We start from the raw sequence: 21,818 nt of genomic DNA on the forward strand, positions 1-21,818 counted from the left end.
AGATCATGCCTGTCTGATCGAGGGTGGGGAGGCGGGTGGGTCAGCTGCGCCCGGCTCCGCCGTCGGCGAAGACCAGCCGCAGGATACGGTCGTCCTCTGGGGCCGGTTCGCCCCGGCCGTCCTGGTTCGAGGTGGTCACCCAGACCGAGCCGTCCGGTGCCTGCACGACGGTGCGTAGCCGACCGTACTCCTCGGTGAGTAGCGCGCGGGGCTGGCCGAAGACCGTACCGGACTCGGTCAGCTCGACCAGCCACAGCCGTTCGCCGCGCAGACAGGCGGCGACCAGGATCCGGTCCACCACGGCCGCCCCGGAGCAGGAGGACTCCTCGGTCGGCCAGACGACCAGCGGGTCGACGAAGCGCCCGTCGCCGCCTTCGCCCTCGACCTGTGGCCAACCGTAGTTCTCGCCCGGCTCGATCAGGTTGATCTCGTCCCACAGGTTCTGGCCGAACTCGGTGGCGTACAGCCGGTCCTGGGCGTCCCAGGCGATGCCCTGCACGTTTCGGTGCCCCAGCGACCAGACCACCGAGTCGGCGAACGGGTTGCCGGGGGCCGGCTCGCCGTCCGGCGTCATCCGCAGGATCTTGCCGCCGAGGCTCTCCTGGTCCTGGGACAGGCCGGTGTCCGAGGCGTCGCCGGTGGTGGCGTAGAGGAAGCCGTCGGGCCCGAAGGCGAGCCGGCCGCCGTTGTGGATGCCGGAGAGCGGGATGCCGGTGACGATCGGTTCCGGTTCGCCGCCCAGGGTCAGCCGGGCGATCCGGTTGTCCTCGGCGGTGGAGTAGTAGATGAACACCGTCTCGTCGGTGGCGTACTCGGGGGAGACGGCGATGCCGAGCAGGCCGCCTTCGCCGCCGCTGTCGACCTGGTCGATGGTCTGCACCTCGGTGACGTCCAGCCCGTCCGGGCTCGAACCGGGCCCGACCTGCAGGATCTTGGCGCTGTCCCGCTCGGTGACCAGCGCTGCGCCGTCCGGCAGGAACGCCACCCCCCACGGCACCGCCAGTCCGCTGGCCAGCACGGTGACGGCCACCTGCTGGTCGACGCCGCCGCCGGTCGGCGTCTCGGTGGGGGCGGGGAAGGTGGGGGGCGCGCCGGCCTGGTCCGGCTCCGGCTCGCCAAAAGCGCAGCCGCCGGCGAGCAGCAGGGCGGTCAGGCTGGCGGCGGCGGTCGCTGTGGTCGCGGCGGCAGGGCGGCGCGACGAGCGGCGGTACGGCGGGCGAGCGTTCACCCGCACCAGACTAGCCCGCTGCCGGACATCCGCATCCGACGGCGTCCCGCGAGTGCTTAGGCAAGGGTATCCAAAATTGCGCCGGATGATGTTAGGTAAGGGTTCCCAAAATTGCGAGGATTGAATAAGCGCCATATATTCCATCGCAGTGGACTACGGTTTTCCCACAGTGGCGACGACGCTGCCACTGCCGGATGCTGCCGAGCTAGGAGGACCACCATGACCGCGATGATGGAGATGCCCCGGGTGCAGGAGTGCACCGCCGTGGAGTGCGCGTACAACCAGCACGAGGGCTGCCACGCCTTCGCCATCACCATCGGCACCGAGGCGGACAGCGCCAGCTGTACCACCTTTTTCGACATCTCGTCCAAGGGCGGCCTCGACGCGGTGATCGCCCAGGTTGGTGCCTGCAAGCGCGCCGACTGCCGGTTCAACGCCGAGCTGGAGTGCCGGGCTCCGGCGATCCGGGTCGGGCCGAGCCGGGAAACAGCCGACTGCATGACCTACGAGCCGGCCTGACACCGTCATAGGTCCGACCGGAATCGCAGCGGCACCGGTCCGTGGGCTCGTCCCACGGACCGGTGCCGCTTCCGCCCAACCGATACGGCTATTTCCGCACAACCACACGGCTATGAGCGGAATTCCGGGTAGTATTCTCCGCCCCAGGAGATCACGGTGTAGTCGACCTGTAGCGCGAGATTGTGATCGGTCCCGGCGGCGATGGTCCTGATCAGGGACAGGTACTGAGTGCAGGGCTCGAACCGCCTGACCCCGCAGACCCGGGTGGGAGTCAGCCGAAAAAGGTCGGAGGTGCCGTCACCGAGCTGGCCCCATCTGTTATAGCCCCAGGCCAGCACACCACCGCTGCTCAGCTGCGCCAAACTGTAGCCGGAGCCGGCATCGATGTGCCGGACCCCGTACAGGTATTGCGCGCAGGGTGCGATCTGCCCTGCCGCGCACACCCGTACCGGGGTGAGGCGCCTGATGGTGGTGCCGTCGCCGAGCGCCCCGGAGTTGCCGCCCCAGGTGACGACGCTGCCGTTGCCGAGCAGTGCCATGCTGTGCCCAAAGCCGGCTGCCACGGCCCGGACCGCGTTCAGGAACTGGCTGCACGGTGCGACCTGCCCGACCGCGCATACGCGTACCGGGGTGAGGCGGTCGATGGTGGTGCCGTCGCCGAGCTGCCCGGTGGTGTTGTTGCCCCAGGCGACGACGGTCCGGTCCCGCAGCAGGGCAAGGCTGTAGAACTCACCCGCCGCGATGGCTATCACGCCGGTGAGGAACTGGGTGCAGGGCGCGGTCTGGCCGACGGCACACACCTGCACCGGGGTCTCGCTCTGGTACCAGCCGTGGTCGCCGTTGCCGAGCTGCCCCGAGTCGCTCCAGCCCCAGGCGATGACGGTGCCGTCCGGGCGTAGGCCAAGGTTGTGCCCCCAGCCGGCGGCGATGGCGGTTACGCCACCGATCTCGTCCGGAGCCTGTCGGGTCCCGGCGTCGGCCCCGGAGGCGATGGCGGTGTCCGGCCGCTGCGCCGGTACGCCGTCGGCGTACCCGGCGGAGGCGTCCCCGATGGCCAGGATCATGGCCAGCACGGCCAGCACGGCACCGGCGGCCGACCTGCGGCGGCGGTTCACCCTGACGGCGAACATCGGGTCTGAGGTCATTCTTGCTGAGTGACTGTCCATCGCTTGCTCTCCGAAGCGAGATTCAGTAATGATGCCGGCGGAGCTCGAACGGAATGTGACCTGATCTCACTTTGTCGCTCGTGTACCCGGGTCGGGTATCGCGATGCGTCAGGGCGCCAGGGATTTGAATACAAATATAGAACGATGCAGCATGGTCGATAAAGTGGGTTGTCGAACGAGTAATGTACTCGCAAGTAGGTGGGTGTTCCTGCCTTGATCGGCCTCGTACCAGATGATCATGTGATGTCCGGCCTGTGCGGGCCGGACCCGGATGGCCCGCTATCGTCGGACCGGTGAAAGTCTGGATCCCCCACGCGCACGGCCGACAACTGCTCGGCCGGCTGCCCGACCAGGTGACCGTCGAGGTCGCCGCCGACCTCACCCAGTTGCCGTCCGACCCCGCCGGCGTGCGGTTCTGGGTGCCTCCGTTCCTGGCCCGGCCCGGAGCGGCGGAGCTGGCCGGCAAGATGCCGGACCTTCAGGTGGTGCAGTTGCTGTCCGCAGGTGCCGACGCCTGGGTGGGGCGGCTGCCGGAGCATTTGACGCTCTGCGACGCGCGCGGGGTGCACGACTCATCGACGGCGGAGTGGATCGCCGCCGCGATCCTCACCCACGTCCGCGACTTCGCCGGCTTCATCCGGGCGCAGACCCGCCGGGAATGGTCGTACGAGCGGTTCGCCCCGACCGACGAGCTGGCCGGGAAACGGGTCCTCATCGTCGGCGCCGGATCGATCGGTGCCGCGCTGCGCGCCCGGCTGACCCCGTTCGAGGTGGAGTTCACGCTGGTGGCCCGGACCGCCCGGCCGGCCGAACAGGTGCACGGCGTCGACGAGTTGCCCGCCCTGTTGCCGCACGCCGACATCGTGGTGCTGATCGTGCCGCTGACCGATCGGACCCGGGGGATGGTCGATGCGGCCACGCTGGCCGCGATGCGTGACGGCGCGCTGCTGGTCAACGCCGCGCGAGGCCCGGTGGTCGATACGGCAGCGCTCACCGCCGAGTTGTCCACCGGCCGGATCTGCGCCGTGCTCGACGTGACCGACCCCGAACCGCTGCCCGCAGACCATCCGCTATGGATGTTGCCGAACGTGGTGATCAGTCCGCACATCGCCGGGTCGGTACGCGGTCTGCTGCCGCGCGCGTACGCCCTGGCCGGTCGGCAGGTCACCCGGCTGGCCGCGGGCGAGCCGCTGGACAACGTGGTGGTGGACGGCTATTGAGTCGGCGGCGTGGCCGGCTCGTCGGTCGCGTCGGTCGGCGGAGTCGCCGGGTTGAGTGGGGTCGGCGGAGTCGCCGGGTCGAGCGGTTGCCCGCTGGCGGCGATCAGCCGGGGCAGGTCGTCGGCCCGTACCGCGGGCAGCCGTACCCGCTCGCCGTCGGTGAGCAGCGCCACCGCCCGGCCCTGCGGGTCGGCCGCCAGCTCGGCCACCCGCGACCAGCCGATCCGGCGCTGGCCGATCAGGGCCCGCACCCGGAGCCCGGCCGGGTCGGCATCGGTTCCGGAACGGACCGCCCAGATCGCGATCGCCAGCGGCAGCAGCAGGACCGGCAGCAGATACCAGCGGGCACTGGCCAGCGGCAGTGACCCGACGAACGCGATCACCGCCGCCAGCATGATCGCCTGGTGCGGCCGGAACCGGACAGTTACCCTGCGACTCATCCGACAATCCTGGCATCCGGCCGGTGGGCGTCGGCTGCCGGGTAGGTCGGGTGGCACCGGTGCGGAAACCCGACGGAAATCTCCGGTGACCGCCCCGTAACCCGGCGCCGGACTGGTTCGTTGTGACCGGCACAGAGGGCCGACCCGGCCCGGCTGTGCCCCGACCCCTTCCGTGGAGGCGACGGCCACCGTGCCTGAGGCGTTCCCCGAACCACCCCGTACCCGTCCCCGCCCCCATCGGGCCCAACCCCCCGGCTGGACCCTGCCCGCACAGGCCGGCGCCGCCGCGCTGCTGCTGACCGCCGGCGCGGCCGGCCTGCTGACCGCCCCCGTCGCGGTGCTCGGCGCGGTGCTGTTCGGCGTCGGCATGCCCGGTCTGCGGCTGTCGCGGATGGCCGTCACCGCGCACGCCCGTAGCGGCGACCTCCGAGACTGTCGCGGAGCCGGCCTGATCGCCGTGACCAGCGTCGGCGGCGCCACCGCGGTCTGCGTCGCCGCCTTCAGCCCGCCAGCGGCCCGGACCGGCCTGGCGCTCAGCGGGCTCGTCCTCGCCCTGGCCGGTCATCTTGCGGCGATTCTGCTGCTGCCGGGCGTCGCCGAGACCTGGCGGCTGCGGCTGCGGCGGGTGGTCGACGGGCTGAGCCTGGGGATCAGCCTGATCTTCGCCGGCTGGCTGCTGTCGCCGGTCGACACCGTGCCGTCGGCCGTGCTCTTCGTCGAGCTGAGCGTGATCGGGGCCGGGTCGATCATCGCGGTCACCGCCCTGGCGGTACGGAGGCAGCGTCCGTCGGTGCTGTACTGCGCCGGCGGCTCTGGCGCGGTGCTCATCGGGCTGGCCGCCCCGACGGTCTGTTTCGCGTACGGCACTGCGGGCTGGCTCTGGTGCCTGGCGATGGCCCCAGCGGTCGGCGGCATGCTGTTGCTGGTCATCGGGGCGCAGCGGGCGCAGCACGCGGGCTCCCAGCCGGTCACCCCGGCGCGCGGCCGGCTCACCGCGTATCCACTGTTGACGGTGCCGGCGGTGGTGGCCGCGCTGGCCGCCGCGTACCACGTGGCGACCCAGGGATTGTTCGACCGTACGTCGGTCCTGCTCGGTCTCGCGGTGATCCCGACGCTGGTGGTCCGGGAGATGATGGCTGCGGCCGACGTGCGGTCCTACGCCAGGCGACTGAGCATCCAGGAGGCGCATTTCCGGTCGTTGGTCTCCGGTGGCAACGATCTCACCCTGACCCTCGGCGACGACCTGCGGGTGCGGTGGCAGTCACCGGCCGCCGCGCGACTGTTCGGGCTGGCCGACGCACAGGTGCTCGGCCGACCGTTCATCGAGCTGATGCATCCGGAGGACGTCCCTGAGGTGATCACGGTGCTGACCGGCGTGGTGACCGGCCGGCTGGTACCGACCAGCCGGACCCCGCTGGTCACCGCCCGGCTGCGGGACGGCCATGGTCGGTGGCGGGACACCGAGTCCACCGTGTCCGACCAGCGGACGGTACCCGAGGTCGGAGCGCTCGTGGTGCATGTGCGCGACGTGGGGGAGCGGGTGCACCTGGAGCGGCGGCTGTACAAGCTCGGCTTCACCGACCAGCTGACCGGGTTGGCGAACCGCCGGGAGCTGATGCGCCAGATCGCCAACCAGCGGGACCTGCCCGGCCACCCCGGTGCGTTGCTGATCATCGACCTGCACGGGCTGGTCGGCGTCAACGAGCAGTACGGGCGGGAGGTCAGCGACGCGGTGCTGGTCGAGGTGGGGCGGCGGCTGCGGGACACGGTGGAGCCGGACGACGTGGTCGCCCGGCTCAGCGGCGACGAGTTCGCGGTGATCACCGTCGCCGGCCCGATGCTGGCGTACGGCACCGGGGCGCGGCTGGTCGCGGCGCTGCGCGAGCCGTGCCAGCTGCCCGGCGCGGTGGTTGCGCTGCAGACCAGCATCGGCATGGCCGAGGTGGCCGGCGGCGCCGGGGCGGACGATGTGCTGCGCCGGGCGGACCTGGCCCGCCGCCGGGCCCGCCAGCTCGGTCGCAACCGGGTCGAGTGGTACGACTCCTACCTGGAGGAACAGCTGGTCCGGCGGCTGGACCTGGAGCGGGAGCTGCCGGGCGCGGCCGAGCGGGGCGAGTTGGACGTGGTGTACCAGCCGGTGGTGGACCTGGTCGACGGCAAACCGGTGGGGGTCGAGGCGCTGCTGCGCTGGCGCAGCCCGGTGCTCGGCACGGTGCTGCCGGCCGAGTTGCTCGCCGTGGCGCGGGAACTGTCGCTGCTGGGCCACATCGGCCGGTGGGCGCGGGCCACCGCCTGCCGGCAGTTGGCGTCCTGGTCACGGGAGGGGCACGGGCTGTGGCTGTCGGTCAACGTCGCCCCGGCCGAGTTGGCCGCGACCACCTTCGTGGCCGACCTGATGGCCATGCTGGCCGCACAGGGCATCGGGCCGGAGCGGCTCGTCGTCGAGGTGGCCGAGTCGCTGGTCGCCGAGGAGCTGGCGGCTGCCGAGAATCCGCAGATCCTCGCGCAGTTGGCGAACCTGCGGGCGCACGGGGTGCGGATCGCGTTGGACGACTTCGGCGCCGGCCAGGCGTCGATCGCCCAGCTGCGGCGGCTGCCGCTGGACGTCGTCAAGATCGACCGGTCGCTGGTCGCCGGCTCCGGTGCCGGCCCGGACAGTGTCCACCCGATGCTGGAAGCGGTGGCTGGGCTGGGCCGGCGGTTCGGGCTGGAGATCGTCGCCGAGGGGCTGGAGACGGACGGTCAGGTGAGCCAGGCGCAGGGGGCCGGCTGCCGGTTCGGTCAGGGGTACGCCCTGGCCCGCCCCGCACCTGCGGAGCGGACCGAGGCGTACATCGCCGACTTCCCCACCCCGTCGCACTGACCCGGACGGCCGCAGACCAGGCGCGGGTGGGCGGAGCTCAGCGCAGGTCAGGCCGCGTAGCCGGGCATCGGGTAGCCGGCCAGCAGGTCGGCTACCTCCCCGGCGATCTGGTCGAGGGCGGCACCGTCGTCCTTGACCGCTGCGGTCACCGCGTCGTCCAGCCAGGCGGCGACCTGCGGCATCTGCGCCTCGGTCAGGCCGCGGGTGGTCAGCGCGGCGGTGCCCAGCCGGATGCCGGACGGGTCGAACGGCTTGCGCGGGTCGTACGGCACCGTGTTGTAGTTCAGCTCGATCCCAGCCCGGTCCAGCGCCTGCGCGGCCGGCTTGCCACCGACGCCCTTGCCGGTCAGGTCGGCCAGGATCAGGTGGTTGTCGGTGCCACCGGAGATCAGCTCGAAGCCCCGGTCGACCAGCGCGGCGGCGAGCGCCTTCGCGTTGGCGACCACCTGGTGGGCGTACCGGCGGAAGTCGTCGGTGTCGGCCTCGCGCAACGCGACGGCGATGCCGGCGGTGGTGTGGTTGTGCGGGCCGCCCTGCAGGCCGGGGAAGACTGCCTTGTCGATCGCGGCGGCGTGCTGTTCGGTGGTGAGGATCATCGCGCCGCGCGGGCCGCGGAGCGTCTTGTGGGTGGTGGTGGTGACCACGTCGGCGTGGCCGATCGGCGAGGGGTGCGCGCCGCCGGCGACCAGGCCGGCGATGTGCGCGATGTCCGCGACGAGCACCGCACCGATCTCCCGGGCGATCTCGGCGAAGGCCGGGAAGTCGATGGTCCGCGGCACCGCCGTACCGCCGCAGAAGATCACCTTCGGCCGTTCGCGGCGGGCCAGGTCACGTACCTCGTCGAAGTCGATCCGGCCGGTGTCGCGGGAGACGTTGTAGCGGACCGAGTTGAACCACTTGCCGGTGGCCGACACCGACCAGCCGTGGGTGAGGTGCCCGCCCATCGGCAGCGACATCCCCAGCACGGTGTCGCCGGGGGAGAGGAAGGCAAGGTAGACGGCGAGGTTGGCGGGGGAGCCCGAGTACGGCTGGACGTTGGCGTGGGCCGCCCCGAACAGCGTCTTGGCCCGCTCGACGGCGAGCGTCTCGATCGGGTCGACGAACTGCTGGCCCTCGTAGTAGCGCCGGCCCGGGTAGCCCTCGGAGTACTTGTTGGTCAGCACCGTGCCGCTGGCCTCCAGCACGGCGGCGGAGACGTAGTTCTCCGAGGCGATCATGCGCAGCTTGTCGTGCTGGCGGCGGGCCTCACCCTCGACGAGGGCGGCGAGCTCGGGATCGGTGGCGGTCAGTTGCGGGATCTGCGGTACGTGCACGACGTGCCCTCCTGGGGTCGGGCGGCTCCGCCGGCCGGGGACGCCCCCGGACATGACGGTGCCGTCGACGGTGCACCCAGGCGCGCGGCGCACGTCGATGGTCGCTCCCCGGTGGTCGGTTCCACCTCCGCTGCGCCAGTCACGTGACCGGTCCGAGCATAACCTGCGGTGGTCGGCGGGTCGGGGTGGACCCGACGGTACGCAGTGAGATTCGCGATTTTCGCACCGTTTAACGCTCCGGAAACTTAATCGGTTCACTGGCTGGCCACAGCAGGTCAGCTGGCGCGCGGCGGGGCGGCGCGTGGCGGGGCGCGGTGGGTCAGGTCAGCTGGCGCGCGGCGGGGCGGTGCTGCCACGCGGGGTCAGGTGCGGCGTCTCGTCCTGGTACGCCTGCGTCGGCTCACCGGCGATCGTCGCCAGCAGCTGCCGCGCGGCGTGCGCACCGTACGCCGGGATGTCGCGGCCCAGCGCGGTCAACGGCGGATGCACCAGGCGGCACAGCGGCGAGTCGTCCCAGGCAACGATCGATAGGTCGCCCGGCACGGCCAGCCCCATCTCCTGGGCCACCGCCAGGCCGGCGATCGCCATCACGTCGTTGTCGTAGATCACCGCGGTGGGGCGGGCCGCGGTGCTGATCAGCCGCCGGGTGGCCCGGGCGCCCTCCTCGCCGGTGTAGTCGGACGGCACCGTGACGCACTGGTCCAGCCCCAGCCGGCGGCAGACATCGGTGAACGCGCCCGCGCGGATCTCGGTGTGCAGCAGGCCGGGCAGGCCACCGATGCGGGCGATCCGGCGGTGACCCATCGCGACCAGGTACTCGACCGTCTCGACCAGGGCCGACGCGTCGTCGGACCAGATGCTCGGCAGCGAGCCGGTGTGTCCGGGGCCACCGATCACCACCGCCGGCAGTTGCAGCGACTCCAGCGCCGGCACCCGGTCGTCGTCGAGTCGCAGGTCGCAGAGGAACACGCCATCCACCCGGCGCTCACCCCACCAGCGCCGGTAGACCGCGATCTCGGCCTCGGTGTCGGCCACCACCTGCAGGGTCAGCGCGTACGACCGGGCGGACAGTTCGGCCTCGACGCCGCTGATCAGCTCCATGAAGAACGGCTCGATGCCGAGGATCCGGGCCGGGCGGCTCAGCGCCAGGCCGACGGCGTTGGCGGTGGCCCCGGACAGGGCGCGGGCGGCGCTGTTGGGGTTGAACCCGATCTCGGCGGCGATGGCGAGGATCCGCTGCCGGGTCGCCTCGGAGACCCCGGGCTGGCCGTTGAGCGCGTACGAGACCGCGCCCTTGGAAACGCCTGCTCGGCGGGCGATGTCGGCGATGGTCGGCCGTTTCACCGGCGGCGCTCCTTCGGGCTCGTTTCTGCTGGTCAGGGCGGTGCACCGGGCGGTGCGTCGAGCCGGGTGGCGGGCGGTGCGGTGGGTGGGTTCCGCTGGCCTTGCCCGGTTAAGTCTGCTGCCCGAAACGATATCCGGCGTCGGCCGGGCGTGGCGGCCGCCCCGCCGCCGGTGCGCAGAGTGCACCGGTGAGCTCTCTACCAAACACGATGTCGGCGTGACCGAGGTCACCAAGGTTACGGGTTGGCCACGGCGTTAACCCGCCATTGACACGTGCCGGGGTCACTCGTACCGTGGCTTCACTTATCCGGTTCAGTCGACGTTCCTCGATGTTGGGAGCGTTTCCAATTGTGTTCGGAGGATGGGATGAAGCGGCGTTGGACCCCTTGGACGCGTACGGCGGCGGTCGGCGCCGCCGGCGCGTTGCTGATCGCCGGCTGCAGTGGCGAACCCGGCGGCGGCAGCGACGACGACGGCACCACCCTGACCATCGCGTACTGGGGCGACTTCGGCCTCGACGACCTCAAGGCCGAGTACGAGGCAGAGAACCCGGGCGTGCGGATCAACCTCAACTCCGGTGAGTACAACGCTCAGCACGAGGACCTGCAGAAGAAGCTGATCGCCGGGTCCGGCGCCGCCGACATCGCCGCCATCGACGAGGGTTTCGTCGTCCAGTTCCGCGAGCAGGCCGACAAGTTCGTCAACCTGCTGGACAAGGGCGCCGGCCAGTACGAGGAGCGCTATCTCGACTGGAAGTGGCAGCAGACCCTGTCCGCCGACGGGGCCACCCAGATCGGTCTCGGCACCGACGTCGGCGGGCTGGCCATGTGCTACCGCACCGACCTGTTCGAGGCGGCCGGGCTGCCGACCGACCGGGACGAGGTCTCCGCCCTCTGGCCCGACTGGGAGTCGTTCGTCGCCACCGGCGAGGAGTACGTCGCGGCCAGCGGCAAGAAGTTCGTCGACTCGGCCACCAACATCTTCAACCCGGTGCTCGGCCAGCAGCCGGTCGGCCTCTTCGACACCAGCGAGAACCTGGCCATGGAAGGCGGTCCGAAGGTCGCCTTCGACACCGCCGCCGCCGTCGTCGGCGCCGGACTGTCAGCCAACCTCGCGGCCTTCTCCCCGGAGTGGAACAACGGCTTCGTCAACGGCGACTTCGCCGTGCTGGCCTGCCCGGCGTGGATGATGGGCCACATCCAGAACACCGCCCCCGACACCGCCGGCAAGTGGGACGTGGCGGCGATTCCCGGTGGCGGCGGCAACTGGGGCGGCTCGTTCCTAACCGTCCCGGCACAGAGCGAGAACGTCGACGAGGCGTACAAGTTCCTGGAGTGGCTGATCCAGCCCGAGCAGCAGATCGAGATCTTCAAGAAGGTCGGCAACCTGCCGTCGCAGCCGGCGCTCTACGAGGACCCGGCGATCGTCGAGTTCTCCAACCCGTTCTTCAACGACGCTCCGGTCGGCCAGATCTTCTCCGCGACCGCCGCCAACCTCACCCCGCAGTACCTCGGCCGCAAGAACGGTCCGGTCCGGGTCGCGGTGGAGAACGTCCTCAACCGGCTGCAGAGCGGTGACCTGGAGGGCAAGCCCGACGAGGCGTGGACGGAAGCCATCGCGGAAGCCGAAAAGGCGACGAACGCGTAACCGCTCGCGGGCCGCGAGCCGCGCGGGCGGGGGTGGGTCTCCGGCGGGAACCAAACCGGGTCGGACGCCCACCCCCCGCCACGCTGCGGGCCGGCCGTCGCACGGCTGAATCTGGAGGCAATCCATGTCCGCAACCCGCGCCGCACCACCAGCACCGCCACCCGACCCGACCTGGCGTAACCGGATGCACCGCTTCGACATGCGGTACATGCCGTACATCCTGATCTCCCCGTTCTTCCTCCTCTTCATCGCCTTCGGACTCTTCCCGATCATCTTCAACGGCGTGGTGGCGCTGCGGCACTGGCGGCTGGACAACGCCGACCTGACCGGCTGGGCCGGGCTGGCGAACTTCCGGCGGCTGTTCACCGACGACAGCTTCTGGAACGCGCTGTACAACACGTTCGGCATCTTCGTGCTGTCCACCGTGCCGCAGCTGTTCCTGGCCCTGATCATCGCGTCGCTGCTGAACCGCAAGCTGCGGGCGCAGACCTGGTTCCGGGTCGGCATCCTGCTGCCGTACATCACCCCGATCACCGCGTCGACGCTGCTGTTCGCGGTCTTCTTCGCCCGCGACTTCGGCATCGCCAACTGGGTGCTCGACGTACTGAACCTGCGCGGCGAGGCGCCGATCGACTGGCGGTCCAGCAAGGCCGCGTCCTGGGTCGCCATCGCCACCATGGTCAACTGGAAGTGGATCGGCTACAACGCGCTGATCTACCTGGCCGCGATGCAGTCGATCCCGCGCGACATCTACGAGGCGGCCGCGGTCGACGGCGCCGGCCCGTGGCGGCAGCTCTGGCGGATCACCGTACCGATGATCCGACCGGTGGTGGTCTTCACCGTGATCCTGTCCACCATCGGCGGGCTGCAACTGTTCACCGAGCCGATGCTGTTCGAGCAGAACTCGCAGGCCGCCACCGGGGGGTCCAACGGCCAGTTCCAGACCATCGCCCAGCTGATCTACAAGGTCGGCTGGAAGGACCTCAACCTCGGGTACGCCGCCGCGATGTCCTGGGCGCTGTTCCTGATCATCGTGATCATCGCGGTCGTCAACGCGCTGGTCGCCAACCGGCTGGGCGGAGGCCGCAAATGAGCACCAGCACCGTCGGCCGTTCCCCGGCAGACCACCCCGACCACCCCGGCCGGCCAGGTCAGGCCGGCGGCGGCCGGCCACCGAGCCGGCGACGGCGCAACGCCGCGCTGATGGGCCGTGCCCCGGCCAGTACGCCGGGCAGCTTCTGGAACTACCTGTTCCTCAGCCTGGTCATCCTGTTCTCCGCGTTCCCGCTCTACTGGATGGTGGTGATCGCCAGCGGCACCGACGCCGACCTGGCAAAGATCCCGCCGCAGCTGCTGCCCGGCGGCCAACTGCTCAACAACGTCAACGAGGTCTTCACCCTCAAGAACGTCTACTTCGTCCAGTCGTTGGGCAACAGTTTCGTCGTCTCGTCGATCGTGACGTTCTCGGTGCTGTTCTTCTGCTCGCTGGCCGGCTTCGCCTTCGCCAAGCTGCGGTTCGCCGGCCGCAACGCGCTGATGGTCGTCGTGGTGCTGACCCTCACCGTGCCCAACCAGCTGGGTGTGGTCGCCCTCTACATCCTGATGGGCGAACTCGGCTGGAACGGCACCCTGGTCGCGGTCATCGTGCCCGGCCTGGTCACCGCGTTCGGCGTGTTCTACATGCGGCAGTTCATCCTCGAAGCGGTGCCCGACGAGCTGATCGAGGCCGGTCGGATCGACGGTGCCACCACCCTGCGGATCTACTGGAGCGTGGTGCTGCCGGCGGTCCGCCCGGCGATGGCCGTGCTCGGCCTGCTCACCTTCGTGGCCACCTGGAACGACTTCCAGTGGCCGCTGATCACCCTCGGCGGCACCTACTACCCGACGTCGATGGTGGCCCTGTCCGACCTGGCCAGCGGCAACTACGTGCTCTACCGGCGGGTGCTCGCCGGTGCGTTCGTGGCGACCATCCCGCTGTTGATCATGCTCTTCATCGGTGGCCGGCAGATCGTCCGGGGAATCATGGAAGGCGCCGTCAAGAACTGACCGACCCGGAACCCGTACCGTGGCCCAGTCCCGATCCAGCACTAGTGAGGTATGGCATGAACTCCGTACGACCGCTCCACGAGGGCTGGACCGTACGACCCGCCGACGGGTCCGACGTACCCGACGACGTCGGTGACCGCAGCGTCCCCGCGGCCGTACCCGGCTGCGTCCACACCGACCTGCTCGCCGCCGGTCTGATCCCCGACCCCTACCTCGACGACAACGAGAACCGGCTGTCGTGGATCGGCCGGACCGACTGGGTCTACGAGACCACATTCGACTGGGTAGACCCGGGTGACCCCCGGGTCGACCTGGTCTGCGCCGGCCTGGACACCGTCGCCACCGTCACCCTCAACGACGTCGAACTGGGCCGCACCGCCAACATGCACCGCGGCTACCGGTTCGACGCCCGCGCGGCGCTGCACCCCGGGCGCAACACCCTGCGGGTGCGGTTCGACTCCGCGTACCGACACGCCGAAGCGGTCCGCGACCGGCTCGGCGACCGGCCCAACGCCTACCCGGAACCGTTCAACTTCATCCGCAAGATGGCCTGCAACTTCGGCTGGGACTGGGGCCCCAACCTGGTCACCGCCGGCATCTGGCAGGAGATCGGCCTGCACGCCTGGGCCGTCGCCCGGCTGGCCAGCGTCCGCCCGCTGGTCACCGTCGACCACACCAGCGGTACGGCCAGCGGTACGGCCAGCGGGTCGGCCGGCGACGATGGGCCCGGCGGTGGTGCGCCGGGCGGTGTCACCGGCCGGGTCGAGGTACACATCGACGTCGACCGCGCAGACGGTGCCGACGCCCCGCTGACCGTGGTCGCCGCCGTCGCCGGGGCCCGCGCCGAAGCGGTCGTCCCGGCCGGGCAGCGCAGCGCCGTCGTCACCCTCACCGTCGCCGAGCCCGAGCTGTGGTGGCCCCGGGGGTACGGCAAACCCGCCCGACACGCACTCGACGTCACGCTGCACCGGGCCGACGGCAGCACACTCGACACCTGGCAGCGGCACATCGGCTTCCGGTCGGTCCGCCTGGACACCACCGCCGACCCCGCCGGCAGTGCGTTCACCCTGGTCGTCAACGAGATGCCGGTCTTCGTCCGGGGCGTCAACTGGATCCCCGACGACGCGTTCCCCACCCGCGTCGACCGGGCCCGCTACGCCCACCGGTTCGGCCAGGCCGTCGACGCCGGCGTCAACTTCCTGCGGATCTGGGGCGGCGGACGCTACGAATCCGAGGACTTCTACGACCTCGCCGACGAGCTGGGCCTGCTCGTCGGGCAGGACTTCCTGTTCGCCTGCGCCGCGTACCCGGAGGAGGAGCCGATCGCCGGCGAGGTCGCCGCGGAGGCCCGTTACCAGGTCGCCCGGCTCACCCCGCACCCCAGTCTGGTGCTGTGGACTGGCAACAACGAGAACATCTGGGGCTGGCACGACTGGGGCTGGCAGGAGGTCCTCGACGGACGCACCTGGGGGCTCGGCTACTACCTCGACGTGCTGCCCGGCATCGTCGCCGAACTCGACCCGACCCGCCCGTACTGGCCGGGCAGCCCTTACTCCGGCCGCGACGACCTGCACCCCAACGACCCGGCGCACGGCACCATGCACATCTGGGACGTGTGGAACACCGACGACTACCTGAAGTACCGGCAGTACGTGCCCCGGTTCCTCGCCGAGTTCGGCTACCAGGGGCCACCCGCGTACGCCACCCTGCGCCGCGCGATCAGTGACGACCCGCTCGCGTCGGACTCGCCCGGCATGGCCCACCACCAGAAAGCCGCCGACGGCGACCGGAAACTGCGACGCGGCCTGGACGCGCACCTGCCCGCGCCACGCGACTTCGACGACTGGCACTACCTGACCCAGCTCAACCAGGCGCGGGCGATCGCCGTCGGGGTGCGGCACTTCCGCTCCCACCGGGGCGTCTGCATGGGCACCATCCTGTGGCAGCTCAACGACTGCTGGCCGGTCACCTCGTGGGCCGCCGTCGACGGTGACGGCCGGCGCAAACCCCTGTGGTACGCGCTGCGCGACGCCTACGCCGACCGGCTGCTCACCATCGAACCCCGCGACGGTGGACTAGCCCTGGTCGCGGTCAACGACACCGGCACCGACTGGCACCCGCAGACCGACGTCACCCGGCTCACCCTGGCCGGCGAACCACTGGCCAAGATCGGCTACCAGCTGGCCGTACCGGCCCACTCGGCGGTCACCGTGCCGCTCTACCCCGACCTGGCCGCCACCGACGACCCGCGCCGTGAGCTGCTGCTCGCCGACACGGCCGGGCAGCGGGCCTGGTGGTTCTTCGCCGAGGACAACGAGGTCGACTACCCGGTTGCCGGGTACGACGCGGCGGTCGAGCCGACCGACGGTGGGCTGCGGGTCACCGTCACCGCCCGGACCGTCCTGCGTGACCTGACCCTCTACCCGGACCGGCTCGACCCGGCCGCCGAAGTGGACCGGGCACTGGTCACCCTGCTGCCCGGCGAGTCGACGGAGTTCGTGGTCCGCACCGGGGCCGAGCTGGACCCGGCGGCGTTGACCAGCCGGCCGGTGCTGCGCTGCGTCAACGACATGGTCAACGACACCCCGGCGGCCGGCGCATGAGCGCCGGCCCGGCGATCGCCGGCCGGTCAGCGGCCGACCGCGCCCCCGGCCCGGTTCTCGCGATCGACGTCGGCGGCACCAAGCTGGCCGCCGCCGTCGTCGAACCTGACGGCACCATCGCCGTGCAGGGCGCGGTGCCGACCCCGGCCGGCGGGGACACCGCGACGGTCACCGCCGCCCTGCACCGGGTGGTCCGCCAGGTCGTCGGCGACCGGGACCCGGCTACGCTGACCGCGCTCGGCGTCGGCTCGGCCGGCCCGCTCGACCCGGCCGCCGGCACCGTCAGCCCGATCAACATCCACGCGTGGCGCGACTTCGGCATCCTCGATTCGCTGCGGCCGCTGCTGCCCGGTCGGCCGGCGGTGCTCGCCGGCGACGGGCACTGCATGGCGCTCGGCGAACACTGGCTCGGCGGCTACCCCGGCCGAGCCCTGCTCGGCATGGTGGTTTCCACCGGCGTCGGCGGCGGACTTGTCATCGACGGCCGAGTCCACCCGGGCGGCAGCGGCAACGCCGGCCACATCGGACACATCGTGGTGGACATGACCGGACCGCCCTGCCCCTGTGGTGGGCGCGGCTGTGTCGAGGCGATCGCCAGCGGTCCGGCGATGGTCCGCTGGGCCGTCGACCAGGGCTGGACGCCGGGGGAGCGGCCGGCCGACGCCCGTACCCTCGCCGAGGACGCCCGGGCCGGCGTACCGCTCGCCGTCGCCGCGTTCGGGCGGGGCGCGACCGCCCTGGCCGCCGCAGTGGTCTCCGCCACCGCGCTGGTCGAGCTCGACGACGTCGTCATCGGCGGCGGGGTGGCTGCCGCCGGTGACCTGCTCTTCGCTCCGCTGCGCGCGGCCGTGGCGGAGCTTGCCGGGCTCGACTTCGTCCGTCGGGTCCGGATCCACACCAGCAGCCTCGGCAACGACGCGGGGTTGCTCGGTGCCGCCGCACTCGCCCTGGAGGCCGCCGCGCGTCAGTGACCTCCACCGCTCCACGGTCAAGGAGAACCCCGCAATGCGCCCACGCTCCGCCGGCCTGCTGCTGGCACTGGCCGGACTGCTGCTGACCGCAGCGGCAGTCCCGGCCCAGGCCGCACCGCCGGCCCACCATCCCGGTCATCCCGGCAATCCCGGTACGCCTGGTCAGCCGACCGCCGGATTCGTCACCCGGCACGGCGACGACCTCACACTCGACGGCCGGAAGTTCCGGTTCGCCGGCAGCAACAACTACTATCTGATGTACAAGTCGCCGACGATGGTCGACGACGTGTTCGCCGACGCGAAGGCAGCCGGGTTCACCGTGCTGCGTACCTGGGGATTCCTCGACATCGGCAACGCCGACGGCTCCGACTCGGTCGCCGGCCCGGCCGACGGCGTCTACTTCCAGTACTTCGACGGCGAACGGTCGGCGTACAACGACGGCCCGGACGGCCTGCAACGCCTCGACTACGTCCTCGCCGTCGCCCGCGAAGCCGGCATCAAACTGGTGATTCCGCTGACCAACAACTGGCGCGACTTCGGCGGCATGGACCAGTACGTGCGCTGGCGCGGCGGGCAGTACCACGACGACTTCTACACCGACCCGGTGATCCGCGGCTGGTACAAAGACTGGATCAGCCATGTGCTGAACCGCACCAACACCATCACCGGGGTCAAGTACCGCGACGATCCGACGGTGATGACCTGGGAGCTGGGCAACGAGCCGCGCTGCAAGGGCTCCGGCGTCTACCCGCCGTCACCGGACTGCACCACCGACACGCTCACCGCCTGGGCCGACGAGATGACCCGGCACGTCAAGTCGATCGCTCCCCGGCAACTGGTCAGCGTCGGTGACGAAGGCTTCTTCTGTGACGATCCGACCAGCGCCGACTGGACCATCAACTGTGGTGAAGGCGTGGACAGCGTCGCGCTGAGCAGGCTGCCCGCCGTCGACGTCGTCTCCTACCACCTCTACCCGGACCACTGGGGCAAGGACGCCGCCTGGGGCACCGAGTGGATCACCCGGCACGCCCACGAGGCGAAGAAGGTCCGCAAGCCGGTGATGCTCGGCGAGTTCGGCATCCACGACAAGTCGACCCGCAACGTCGTCTACCGCGACTGGACCGACACGGCGATCGCTGGCGGCACCAGCGGTTTCCTCTACTGGATCCTCTCCGGTGTGCAGGACGACGGCAGCCACTACCCGGACTACGACGGCTACACCGTCTACTGCCCGAGCCCGGTCTGCACCACGCTGTCGAACGCGGGCGCGGCGGTGCGCGGTGACAAGCGGCCGTGGCCGCCGGTCGCCGACCACGACACCAGCACCGTCGAGTTCGGCCAGGTCGCGACGCTGCGGCCGGCGGCCAACGACATCGCCTGGCGGGGTACGGTGCGAGCCGCCACCATCGACCTGGACCCGACGGAACGCGGCCAGCAGAAGCAGGTGACCGTCGACGGCGGGGAGTTCGCGCTCGGCGGCGACGGTGCGGTGACCTTCACCCCGGCGGACGGCTTCGCCGGCCGGGCCACCGCCCACTACCGGGTGTGGGACCGGGCCTGGCGTGCCTCCAACGTCGCCGACCTGGTGGTCACGGTGAAACCGGACCCGGCCGGGGTGCAGACCCTGTTCTCGTTCGAGACCGGCACCGACGGTTGGGGGCCGCCGTCGTGGGAGCCGGGCATCGGCAGCGTCGCCCAGTCGGACGCGTTCGCCACCGACGGGTCGTACGGGCTGCGGGTCGACTCGGTCACCGGCGGCTGGTTCGGCACGTCGTTCGCCGAGCCGGTGGACCTGTCCGGCCGGGTGACCCTCAAGTACGACCTGCGTACCGACCCGTCGGTGGGCACCAACGCGGCGATCGCCGTGCAGACCGGGCCGTCCTACACCTGGTGCCAGTCGACGTTCACCTGGTTGAACCAGGACTGGACCGGCACCGCCGAGATCGACCTGCTGACCGAGATGTCGTGTGACGCCGAGGCGCTGGCCGACGTGCGGGAGTTCTACGTCTACGTCAACCCGGGCACCGTCCACATCGACAACGTCCGGGTCGAGTAGGACGGCGCGGTCACCGGTACGCGTCGAGCCCCGGCCCCCGTCGGCGTGGGGCCGGGGCTCGTCACGTCGTTGCTAACTGCTGGCCCAGCGGCTCAGCGGAGCGTGGGTGCCTCAGCGACGAACGACCGCCAGGCGGTCGGGCCGAAGGCGAGCGTCGGACCACCCTGGTCCTTGCTGTCGCGGACCAGGATGCGACCGGGAAGGTTGTCCGCCACCTCGACACAGTCGCTTCCGTTGCTGTTGCTGCGGCTGGACTTGCGCCACGCCGGCTCGGTCATAGTTCCTTCACCAACTTCAAGATCATGTCTCGCGACTGGTCGCGCGGCAACGCAACACCACTCAGAGCCTGCCAGGCCTGTTCGAGGGTGGCAACCCGCTTCGGATCGGTCACCAGGCGGCCCTCCAACTGGTCGTCGACATAGCCGACGGTGCCGCCGGTCTCGGCCATGCTGGCGAGCATGAACGGCCCGTTCTGCCCGGGATGCAAGCCGGCGGAAACCGGGGCCACCTGCACCAGCACCCGCGACCGGGTGCTCATCTCGGCGATGTGCTCCAATTGCTCCCGCATGATCACGGGGTCTCCCCGGCGAAGTCCGTCCTCGTCAATGATGAACTGACACACCGGCGGCTCCTCCCGCTCGAACACGGCGGCCTGTCGCGTCATCCTGAGAGCGAGGTACTCGTCGGCCTTAGCGGGAGTTAGCAGGCCGCTGTGCAGGATGGCCCGGGCGTACGCTTCCGTCTGGAGCAGTCCAGGGATGATCTGGCACTCGTACCGCCGAATCGCGGAGGCCTCCTGCTCCAACTCCGGTAGCGCCCGGAACCAGTCCGGTGGGATGCTCTTGCGGGCGTTCTCGGAGAGTTCCTTGATCAGCGGGGCGCTGCTGAACACCTGATCGATGTGGTCTGCCGTGTCGGGCATTGGTATCTGTCGACCGGTTTCGAACTTGGCGATCAACGACGTCGAGACGCTTAGTCGCTGCGCCAACTGCTCCTGTGTCATGCCGCCATTGAGTGAACGAAGAAACCTGAGCACCTGCGGAATGCCGTTGCTGCTCACTACTGCTCATCCTTCCGGCCCGTATTGGGGCAGCTTCCAGCCAGGAATCGACTGCCTTGCGTGCCGGTATCTTCTCCCGTCGTGCCCACATAGTCCAGGGTGGAGACGAAACTTGTATTGATCATCTTCGTCCAATTCCGTTCCGGATCGGAGATGCTCGTCGAGCTTGATGCCAGAGGTGAATCATGATGCACCTGTGGCATCAAGCTCGCGGAGACACCTTGGGTCCGGGGAGCTGGCACGGGCACTCCACCAGCAGGTCAGCCGCACATCTGGCTGACCCGTCGGCTGCGCATCCGGCCGACGGGTCGGCGAAAAAGTTGTTGGTCCTCGGCCGGCCGCCGCCTCTCACCCGTGTCCGGCGACGTCGCCGGACGTCCCGTGCCCCGGGCGGGCCGGGACCCGGGTGGGGCATCGACCCGCCCGGCACGGAGAGGCTGGAGGACCAGATGATCTACACGACCAAGTTCGGGGTGCTGGCGCGGCGGTCGACCTGGCGGTGGGGCACCGTCACGTTCGTCGCCGCCGCCGTCCTGGGCGTGCTGCTCGCGGCGGTGTTGGCGGCCTGCGGCCCGTCCGGGTCGGGGCGGATCGACGCAGCGTCGGACGGTGGCCAGGTGTCCGGGGCTGCCGGGCTCGGTGGCGCGCCGACCGGCGTCGGCGGCAGCGGGTCGGCCGGCAACGGCGAGCCGCAGACCGGCGGCAGCGGCGACGATGCCGACGACAGCGACCCGGGCGGCGGCACCGGCGACGGCGGTGGCGATTCTGACCACCCCAGCGGTGGGGGTTCCGGTGACGGCGGTGACGGCGGTGAACCGGAACCGCCGGTGCAGCCGGCCGCCGAGGACTGCGTGACGTACGACCCGGCGAACCTGACCATCGAGCAGAGCGGCGACGCGTGGCGGATGCGCGACGGCGGCCACGCCATCAAGCTCTTCGCCACCAAGACCGACGCCGAGGACGGCGTCAAGGTGGCGCGCAACTGGACCCGGCTCTGCTTCATCGGCCGGGACAACGACCGCGCCGACCGGCACCGCTACATCATCACCTACTTCCAGAGCCCATCCGGGCTGCCGTTCGGCCCCGCACCGAACTTCGACTGCATCACGTACGACCCGGCGGACCTGGCCGTGCACGGACCCGACGGCGACGGCTGGGGGCTGCGCGCCGCAGCCACCCCGCTGCTCTTCCTGGCCAGTGCGGCCGACGCCGAACGGGCCCGGCTGGTCGCGGCCGGCAACACCCGGCTCTGCCTCATCGGCCACGGCAACGGGCAGCCCGACCCGTCGCGCTACCAACTGGAGTATTGGCGACAGTGACGGTCCGGCCTCGACCGCGCCGC

17 protein-coding genes and 1 riboswitch are annotated in these 21,818 nt (G+C 70.8%); of the genes, 10 read left to right on the plus strand and 7 right to left on the minus strand.

The window, feature by feature from the left end:
- Positions 1-40: 40 nt before the first annotated feature.
- Positions 41-1,228 carry a PQQ-dependent sugar dehydrogenase gene (locus tag O7629_RS04495; RefSeq protein ID WP_278167678.1) on the minus strand — a complete coding sequence of 396 codons (1,188 nt, stop codon included), beginning with the start codon at positions 1,226-1,228 and terminating at the stop codon, positions 41-43.
- A gap of 219 nt (positions 1,229-1,447) precedes the next feature.
- On the opposite strand from O7629_RS04495, the gene O7629_RS04500 reads away from it, so the two are divergent.
- Positions 1,448-1,747 (plus strand): DUF1540 domain-containing protein, encoded by a 300-nt coding sequence (locus tag O7629_RS04500; RefSeq protein ID WP_123600394.1) that lies wholly within the window; start codon positions 1,448-1,450, stop codon positions 1,745-1,747.
- Between the two features lie 110 nt (positions 1,748-1,857).
- Here O7629_RS04500 and O7629_RS04505 read toward each other — a convergent pair whose 3' ends face one another.
- Positions 1,858-2,892: a hypothetical protein gene (locus O7629_RS04505; protein ID WP_278167680.1), complete on the minus strand. Its 1,035-nt coding sequence runs from the start codon at positions 2,890-2,892 to the stop codon at positions 1,858-1,860.
- Positions 2,893-3,206: 314 nt separating this feature from the next.
- Here O7629_RS04505 and O7629_RS04510 point away from each other — a divergent pair, with 314 nt between their 5' ends.
- Positions 3,207-4,133, plus strand: a complete 927-nt coding sequence (locus O7629_RS04510) for a 2-hydroxyacid dehydrogenase (RefSeq protein WP_278167681.1) — start codon at positions 3,207-3,209, stop codon at positions 4,131-4,133.
- Here the strand turns inward: O7629_RS04510 and O7629_RS04515 are convergent.
- Positions 4,127-4,573, minus strand: a complete 447-nt coding sequence (locus O7629_RS04515; protein WP_278167683.1) for a PH domain-containing protein — start codon at positions 4,571-4,573, stop codon at positions 4,127-4,129. The genes O7629_RS04510 and O7629_RS04515 overlap by 7 nt on opposite strands.
- Before the next feature lie 190 nt (positions 4,574-4,763).
- Here O7629_RS04515 and O7629_RS04520 point away from each other — a divergent pair, with 190 nt between their 5' ends.
- Positions 4,764-7,436, plus strand: a complete 2,673-nt coding sequence (locus O7629_RS04520) for a bifunctional diguanylate cyclase/phosphodiesterase (protein WP_278167685.1) — start codon at positions 4,764-4,766, stop codon at positions 7,434-7,436.
- 47 nt (positions 7,437-7,483) lie between these two features.
- On the opposite strand, the gene glyA is transcribed toward O7629_RS04520, so the two are convergent.
- Positions 7,484-8,749 (minus strand): serine hydroxymethyltransferase, encoded by a 1,266-nt coding sequence (glyA, locus tag O7629_RS04525; protein ID WP_278167686.1) that lies wholly within the window; start codon positions 8,747-8,749, stop codon positions 7,484-7,486.
- 67 nt (positions 8,750-8,816) lie between these two features.
- Positions 8,817-8,902: riboswitch (ZMP/ZTP riboswitch) on the minus strand.
- A gap of 171 nt (positions 8,903-9,073) precedes the next feature.
- Positions 9,074-10,093 (minus strand): LacI family DNA-binding transcriptional regulator, encoded by a 1,020-nt coding sequence (locus tag O7629_RS04530; protein WP_278167687.1) that lies wholly within the window; start codon positions 10,091-10,093, stop codon positions 9,074-9,076.
- Positions 10,094-10,459: 366 nt separating this feature from the next.
- Between O7629_RS04530 and O7629_RS04535 the strand changes: the two genes are divergently transcribed.
- From O7629_RS04535 to O7629_RS04560, 6 genes are all read left to right on the plus strand, one after another.
- Positions 10,460-11,740, plus strand: a complete 1,281-nt coding sequence (locus O7629_RS04535) for an extracellular solute-binding protein (RefSeq protein ID WP_278167688.1) — start codon at positions 10,460-10,462, stop codon at positions 11,738-11,740.
- Between the two features lie 124 nt (positions 11,741-11,864).
- A complete protein-coding gene (locus tag O7629_RS04540; RefSeq protein WP_278167690.1) occupies positions 11,865-12,833 on the plus strand; it encodes a sugar ABC transporter permease in 969 nt (322 codons plus the stop codon).
- Positions 12,834-12,943: 110 nt separating this feature from the next.
- On the plus strand, positions 12,944-13,786 hold the full coding sequence (locus tag O7629_RS04545; RefSeq protein ID WP_278174403.1) for a carbohydrate ABC transporter permease: 843 nt from the start codon (positions 12,944-12,946) through the stop codon (positions 13,784-13,786).
- 56 nt (positions 13,787-13,842) lie between these two features.
- Positions 13,843-16,389: a glycoside hydrolase family 2 protein gene (locus O7629_RS04550; protein WP_278167691.1), complete on the plus strand. Its 2,547-nt coding sequence runs from the start codon at positions 13,843-13,845 to the stop codon at positions 16,387-16,389.
- Positions 16,386-17,360, plus strand: a complete 975-nt coding sequence (locus tag O7629_RS04555) for an ROK family protein (RefSeq protein WP_278167692.1) — start codon at positions 16,386-16,388, stop codon at positions 17,358-17,360. Before O7629_RS04550 ends, O7629_RS04555 begins: the two co-directional genes overlap by 4 nt.
- 34 nt (positions 17,361-17,394) lie before the next feature.
- Positions 17,395-19,416 carry a cellulase family glycosylhydrolase gene (locus O7629_RS04560; RefSeq protein WP_278167693.1) on the plus strand — a complete coding sequence of 674 codons (2,022 nt, stop codon included), beginning with the start codon at positions 17,395-17,397 and terminating at the stop codon, positions 19,414-19,416.
- Positions 19,417-19,508: 92 nt separating this feature from the next.
- Here the strand turns inward: O7629_RS04560 and O7629_RS04565 are convergent, their stop codons facing one another.
- Together O7629_RS04565 and O7629_RS04570 are read right to left on the minus strand one after the other, a co-directional pair.
- Positions 19,509-19,694 (minus strand): DUF397 domain-containing protein, encoded by a 186-nt coding sequence (locus tag O7629_RS04565; protein WP_278167694.1) that lies wholly within the window; start codon positions 19,692-19,694, stop codon positions 19,509-19,511.
- Positions 19,691-20,476, minus strand: a complete 786-nt coding sequence (locus tag O7629_RS04570; protein WP_278167695.1) for a helix-turn-helix transcriptional regulator — start codon at positions 20,474-20,476, stop codon at positions 19,691-19,693. Before O7629_RS04570 ends, O7629_RS04565 begins: the two co-directional genes overlap by 4 nt.
- A gap of 449 nt (positions 20,477-20,925) precedes the next feature.
- Here O7629_RS04570 and O7629_RS04575 point away from each other — a divergent pair, with 449 nt between their 5' ends.
- A complete protein-coding gene (locus O7629_RS04575) occupies positions 20,926-21,795 on the plus strand; it encodes a hypothetical protein (RefSeq protein ID WP_278167696.1) in 870 nt (289 codons plus the stop codon).
- Positions 21,796-21,818 lie beyond the last annotated feature (23 nt).

Source organism: Solwaraspora sp. WMMD792 (assembly GCF_029626105.1).
Lineage (GTDB): Bacteria > Actinomycetota > Actinomycetes > Mycobacteriales > Micromonosporaceae > Micromonospora_E.